The organism is Cyanobium sp. BA20m-p-22, assembly GCF_024346275.1.
Lineage (GTDB): Bacteria > Cyanobacteriota > Cyanobacteriia > PCC-6307 > Cyanobiaceae > Cyanobium_A.
Window position 1 is genome coordinate 1 of sequence record NZ_JAGQCQ010000249.1, and the last position, 5,669, is coordinate 5,669.

At 59.1% G+C, this 5,669-nt stretch carries 3 protein-coding genes and 1 pseudogene; 3 read left to right on the forward strand and 1 reads right to left on the reverse strand.

What is annotated here, in order from left to right:
- Positions 1–198 precede the first annotated feature (198 nt).
- The 3 genes and pseudogenes from KBZ15_RS17180 to KBZ15_RS17190 all read left to right on the forward strand — a co-directional run bounded on the left by KBZ15_RS17180 (position 199) and on the right by KBZ15_RS17190 (position 5,099).
- Positions 199–1,335, forward strand: coding sequence for an efflux RND transporter periplasmic adaptor subunit (locus KBZ15_RS17180; protein ID WP_255016444.1), 1,137 nt, complete (start codon positions 199–201; stop codon positions 1,333–1,335).
- Between the two features lie 9 nt (positions 1,336–1,344).
- Positions 1,345–4,656: pseudogene (locus KBZ15_RS17185) on the forward strand (efflux RND transporter permease subunit).
- Between the two features lie 44 nt (positions 4,657–4,700).
- The gene (locus KBZ15_RS17190) at positions 4,701–5,099 is read left to right on the forward strand and encodes a hypothetical protein (protein ID WP_255016446.1); all 399 of its coding nucleotides are present in this window, start codon (positions 4,701–4,703) and stop codon (positions 5,097–5,099) included.
- Positions 5,100–5,181: 82 nt separating this feature from the next.
- On the opposite strand, the gene KBZ15_RS17195 is transcribed toward KBZ15_RS17190, so the two are convergent.
- Positions 5,182–5,669 (reverse strand): potassium channel family protein (locus tag KBZ15_RS17195; protein WP_255016447.1); only part of this gene is annotated, 488 nt, incomplete at its 5' end.

The window sequence follows — 5,669 nt, forward strand, 5'->3', positions numbered from 1 at the left end:
TGCAACTGGGCGAGCTGCAGGGCACTCTCTACCCGGTACGGCGCGGTGTGCAGCCGGGAGATCGGGTGATCACCGCGGGCCTGCTCAACCTGCGCCACGGGGCACCGGTGCGTCTTGCGGCCAACCCCGGCTCAAATGGTTCCTGAACAGGGCACATTCCTGCTGGTCCGTTAATTTACGAACTACTGCTCTTGCGTTGTGTTTCGCGCAGTCCCAGCGCTCTCGTTTGTGGCCCTGCTACTTGTTGCCTGTGGCAGCAAGCCCCAGGCCAGGCAGTCCTTGGCAGTCCAGACCGAAACCATCGGCGAGGCCAGTTTCAGCCCCTCGATCCAGGTAATCAGTCAGCTCAGTTCCACCACCGACGTGGCCCTCAAGCCAGAGGTGGATGGACGGGTGGTCAAGATTCTGGTCACCCAGGGGCAGCGGGTCAAAGCAGGTCAGCCGATTCTGGTGCTCGACAACGTGCAGCAGTCGGCAGCCCTCGATGCCAGCAAGGCAGAAGCGAGCAAAGACATTGTCAATGCGGAGCGCTACATCTTCTTGAATGAGCAAGGTGCCGTGTCCACCAAGGACCGTGATTACTACGTCACCCAGGCGATTCAGAGCCGCGACCAGGCGCGCGCCACGGCCGCTGATCTCGGCTACAAGTACGTCACGGCTCCGATCAGTGGTGAGATCGGTGACTTAGATACCGTCAAGATCGGCGATTATGTACGTCAGGGGCAGGCGATCACCGGCATCGTTGATAACAGCGATCTCTGGACCTTGATGGATGTGCCGGCCACCCAGGCCTCCCGGGTGCAGATGGGCCAGCCTGTGGAGCTCAAGTCCCAGGGGAATCCGCCGGTGATCAACATCGGCAAGGTGGTGTTCATATCGCCCTATTACGGCGTCAGTGGCAACCAGTCCTCACCGAACACGGTGCTGGTTAAGGCCTCTTTCCCCAACCTCACTGGCAAGCTCAAGACCGGTCAATACGTGCGCAACCGGATCATTACCGGCAATTCCCGCCAGCTCTCGGTGCCTGTGCAGGCCGTGATGATGCAGGCCCAGCAGCCCTTCGTCTACCGCGTCTTCCGCCTCAACCAGGTGCTCGCCAAGATTCGGGCCTCCACCCAGATCCCCGAAGCCCAGAAGCAGAAGCTGGAGGCTCTGCCGCCGGAAACGCCGATCGTGGTGCAGATGCCGGTGAAACTCGGCACCTTGCAGGACAACCGCTATCCCGTGCTCTCTGGCCTGGCGGCCGGCGACCAGGTGGTGGTGAGCAACACGGCCCTGTTGCGCACCGGGATGCCAGTGAAGCTTGCTGGTGCCGGTCAGCCGGGTGTGAACTGAGGTCCACCCATGTCGCTATCAGACAAGTTCATCAAGCGGCCGGTTCTGACCACCGTTTGCAGCATTCTGATCGTGCTGATGGGCATCATCGCGATCCCAAGTCTGTCGATTGAGAACCTCCCCAACATCGCGCCGCCCCTGATTCAGGTGACGGCCAACTACGGCGGGGCTAATTCCATAGTTACTGAACAGGCCGTTACCAATCCGATCGAGCAGCAGATCAACGGCGTGCCGGGTGCGGCTTACATCTCCTCAACCAGCTCGAACACCGGTCAGAGCATCATTCAGGTTTAATTCAACGAAGACACGGATATCAACATCGACCAGGTGAACGTGCAGAACCGCGTTTCCCTGGCTATGCCCCAGTTGCCGCAGCAGGTGTCGGCTACGGGGGTGTCGGTGATGCAGAGCACGCCTTCGATCCTGCTGGCCTATCAGGTCACCTCGACCGAGGGACAGTTTGATGCGCCTTATATTAATGGCCTCATTTATGAGCAGCTCTATTACCAACTGGAACGGGTTCCCGGCGTCGCCCAGCTGAGCATGTTGGGCGGCAGCAATCCAGCTTTCTGGCTGTTCGTCGACCCCAACAAGCTCACGGCCAACCAATTGACCGCCGATCAGATCGTTAATGCTGTCAAGAGTCAGAACAGCGTTGCGATTGGTGGTCTGATTGGTGGCCCGCCCGCCGGAGGAGACCAGCTGTTCGCCTACCCAATCCTGGTGGCCGACAACGGCAACCTGATGTCGGTGGAGCAGCTCAACGATCTGATCGTGGGCAAGTCACCCCAGGGCAATCTGTTGCGGCTCCGGGATGTGGGTCAGGCCACCTACGGCTTCAACACCTTTGCCCAGCAGGCCGTCAGCGTTGATGGCTACCCAGCGATCACCGTGGCGGTGTTCCAGACCCCCGAGAGCAACGCGCTGGATGTGTCGGAAGCGGTCGTGGCGGTGATGGACCAGTTCTCCCAGACCGTGCCTGCGGGTATCACCGTCAAGCAGATCTACAACATCGGCCAGTTCATTGAGTCGGCCGTGAGTGGCGTGACCGATGCCCTGGGCCTGGCGATTGTGCTCGTGCTGGTGATCCTGTTTCTGTTTCTGCAGAACTGGCGCGCCACGGTGGTTCCCAGCCTGGCGATTCCGATTTCGCTGATCGGCACCTTCGCCTTCATCAAGGCTTTTGGATTCTCGATCAACCAGCTCACCCTGCTGGGGTTGGTGCTCGCCACCGGCCTGGTGGTGGATGACGCGATTGTGGTGATTGAGGCCGTCTCCAAGAACCTCGAGAGCGGCATGAGCCCCCGCAAGGCTGCGATGGAGTGCATGGGCACCCTGATCGGTGCGTTGATCGCCACCTCGTTGGTGCTGATGGCGGTATTTGTGCCAGTGGCGTTCTACCCGGGCGGCATCGGCATCATCTACAAGCAATTCGCTCTCACGATCGCTTTTTCGATCGCCATCTCCACCTTCAACGCCCTCACCTTCTCGCCGATGATGTCGGCTTTGATCCTGAAGGCGGAGCAGCCTCCGAAACCGAAGGGATGGGGTTGGACGATCGGTGGTGTGGTGGTGGGTTTGGCGTTCGGTCGCTTCAGCGCCGCATCATTTGGTGTCGGCGCCTACGTGTTCGGTGTGGTGCTGTTCGGTGTCGCCGGCAGCCGGCTGGCCTTGATTTTTGATCGCTTCAACCAGTTTTTTGCCTGGCTCCAGGCCAATTATGCCCGGCTTTTGCAGGTACTCATCCGCAAGCGCAAATTTGTGCTGGCTGGTCTGGCCGGGGGCATCGTGCTAACCGTGCTTGCCTTTTCAGCCCTGCCTTCGGCGTTTATTCCGGAGGAAGACCAGGGCTACGGAGTGGGGATCTTCCAGCTGCAGAATGGCGCCTCCCTCAGCCTCACCCAGCAGACCGGCCTGGAGATCGCCAAGGTGCTCAAGGAGGAGCCAGACATCACGGCGGCTTCGGTGGTGAGCGGCTACGGCTTCAACGGCTCCAGCCCCGACCAGGGTGTGTTCTTCTTTGGCCTGAAGCCCCTGGAGGAGCGCAGCGGAGCCGATCAGAAAGCCCCCGCCATTGTTGCTCGGCTCAACGCCAAGCTCGCCAGGATCAGCAGTGGCCTGGTGGTTGCAGCCCAGCCCCCGGCGATTCCAGGCTTCTCGGCCCAGGGTGGCTTCTACTTCCAGTTCAACGACCTCAGCAACGGTTCCTACAGCTTCAACCAGCTTGATGCTCTGGCCCAGCAGCTGGTGGCAGCGGGTACAGCTTCCGATCAGTTTTCCAGTCTCTACACCCAGTTCATTCCCAGCGCGCCGGCCTTTGGTCTGACGATCGATCGCTCGATCATGGGGACCCTCAATGTCGACTTCCAGCAGGCCATGCAGACGATCGCCGTGCTCGCTGGCGGCAACTATTCCGGACTCACCTATGAGAATGGCCAGGTGCGCAACATCTATGTGCAGTCCGAAGCGTCGGGACGCAGCACCCTGGAGGATGTTCTCAGTTACTACGTGCGCAACCGCGACAACAAGCTGGTGCAGGTGAGCGAGTTTGCCTCGTCTGAACTCACCAGCGCCCCGCCGGTGATCAGCCACTACAACCTTTACCGAACTATTTTGATTCAGGGTGCTGAGGCAATTGGCAAGAGCTCGGGCCAGGCCCTGACAGCCATTCAGCAGATCTTCCAGAAACTGGAATCCAACAACATTGGCTATGCCTTCACGGGCCTGGCTTCGTTGCAGCTGTCAGCCGGTAATGCCAGCGTTTTGGTGTTCGGCCTGGGCATCCTGATCGTCTATCTGGTGCTGTCGGCCCAGTACGAGAGCTATGTCACCCCGGTGATCATTCTGATGACGGTGCCGTTGGCCATGCTCGGGGCCCTGGTGTTTTTGGCATTGCGCTCTATTGACCTCAACATCTATGCCCAGGTGGGTCTGGTGACCCTGATCGGCCTTGCTGCCAAGAACGGCATCCTGATCGTGGAGGTTGCAGAACAGCATCTGGAGGAGGGCATGGGCATCGCCGAGGCTGCTATGGCCGCAGCCGAATCCCGCATGCGGCCGATCCTGATGACCGCGATCGCCTCGCTGGCAGGCTTCCTGCCGCTGGTGGTGGCCACCACAGCTGGTGCCAACAGCCAGCAGTCGCTGGGCACGGTGATCTTCGGCGGCCTCCTAGTGGCCACGGTGCTTTCGCTGGGAGTTGTGCCGCCCTTCTACGTGGTGATCAAGCAGCTCGAGGAGCGCTGGTTTGGTGAGGGCGGCGGTGCTGGTGATGGTGATTCCAGATCCGTTGCCGTTCCCACTATCTCCGGACAAGATTGATGGCTGCTGATTCTCGCCAGTCAAGGCCCAGGGGGTTTGGACTGATGACAAGGATTGTCTATGTCCATCAGGCCATTTGTTTAACCTTCTTTGTGGCAGGGTTGCGGCTGTATTCAGTCCGTGGCATTGAGGGCCTTGTGCTCCACCGTCTGCTGGGCATTGTGATTTCGCTTGCCGTATTGCTCGCCATGTTTGGTGTTGCAAGCGGGAAGTCGCTGAAGGCTCTAGCCTGGCTACGGGTGGTTTTGTGGATTGGGGTTTTCAAGATCTTGATGGTTCAACTCTGGCTGCTTAGCCAAGGCGAAATTGACGTGGCTTCCTACGTTCGCGCGATGTTGCTCAATGAGCTGGTCGCAATTCCTCTTGCTGTGTACTGGTCTAGGCCGGCTCACTTACGTTATCTCTCTTCCATCGGTCGCACGACTGGCTCTACAGCGGCTTGAGCCCGTGGTGCCGATCGTATCGGGTGGGCCTTGATGGCCAGCAGCCCAGTGGGGCAAATTAATGAGGATTCGACAATAGGGGTCAATCTGGCTGTGCCCTTTCAGGTTGTACGCTAAAGATCATCATCCTATGGACGAGGAATATCAGTTGGGCGGCGCTCCACCCGGCCATCAAGACCCCGTTCACGGCTTCTCCCACGCTTAATAATTGCCAGCATTTGGCCAGGGTGACGTCTCCATAGCCAACTGTTGTGAATGTAATGCCCGAGAAATACAAACTTTCTTCTAGGCCGTGAATCGCGCCGACGTGGCGGTAGACCCAGGCCCATAGAAGGATCTCTAGGAATAATGTGCCTGCTGTCATGAGTGCTCCAATGGCAATCAGCAAGTGGCAGCGAATGCTGCTTGTTGAGCGCCAATTGCTGAGACGTTTTGAGTGCACAAAGTCGGCCTGTATGGACGTCACCAATGTATGGATGATCGTTGTGGCCATGAACATTCCCAGCACGATGCCAGGGAGGCTGCCGATCTCAGGGCAGCGCGAGAGCTGGGGTGTCGTTGGATAGCTGC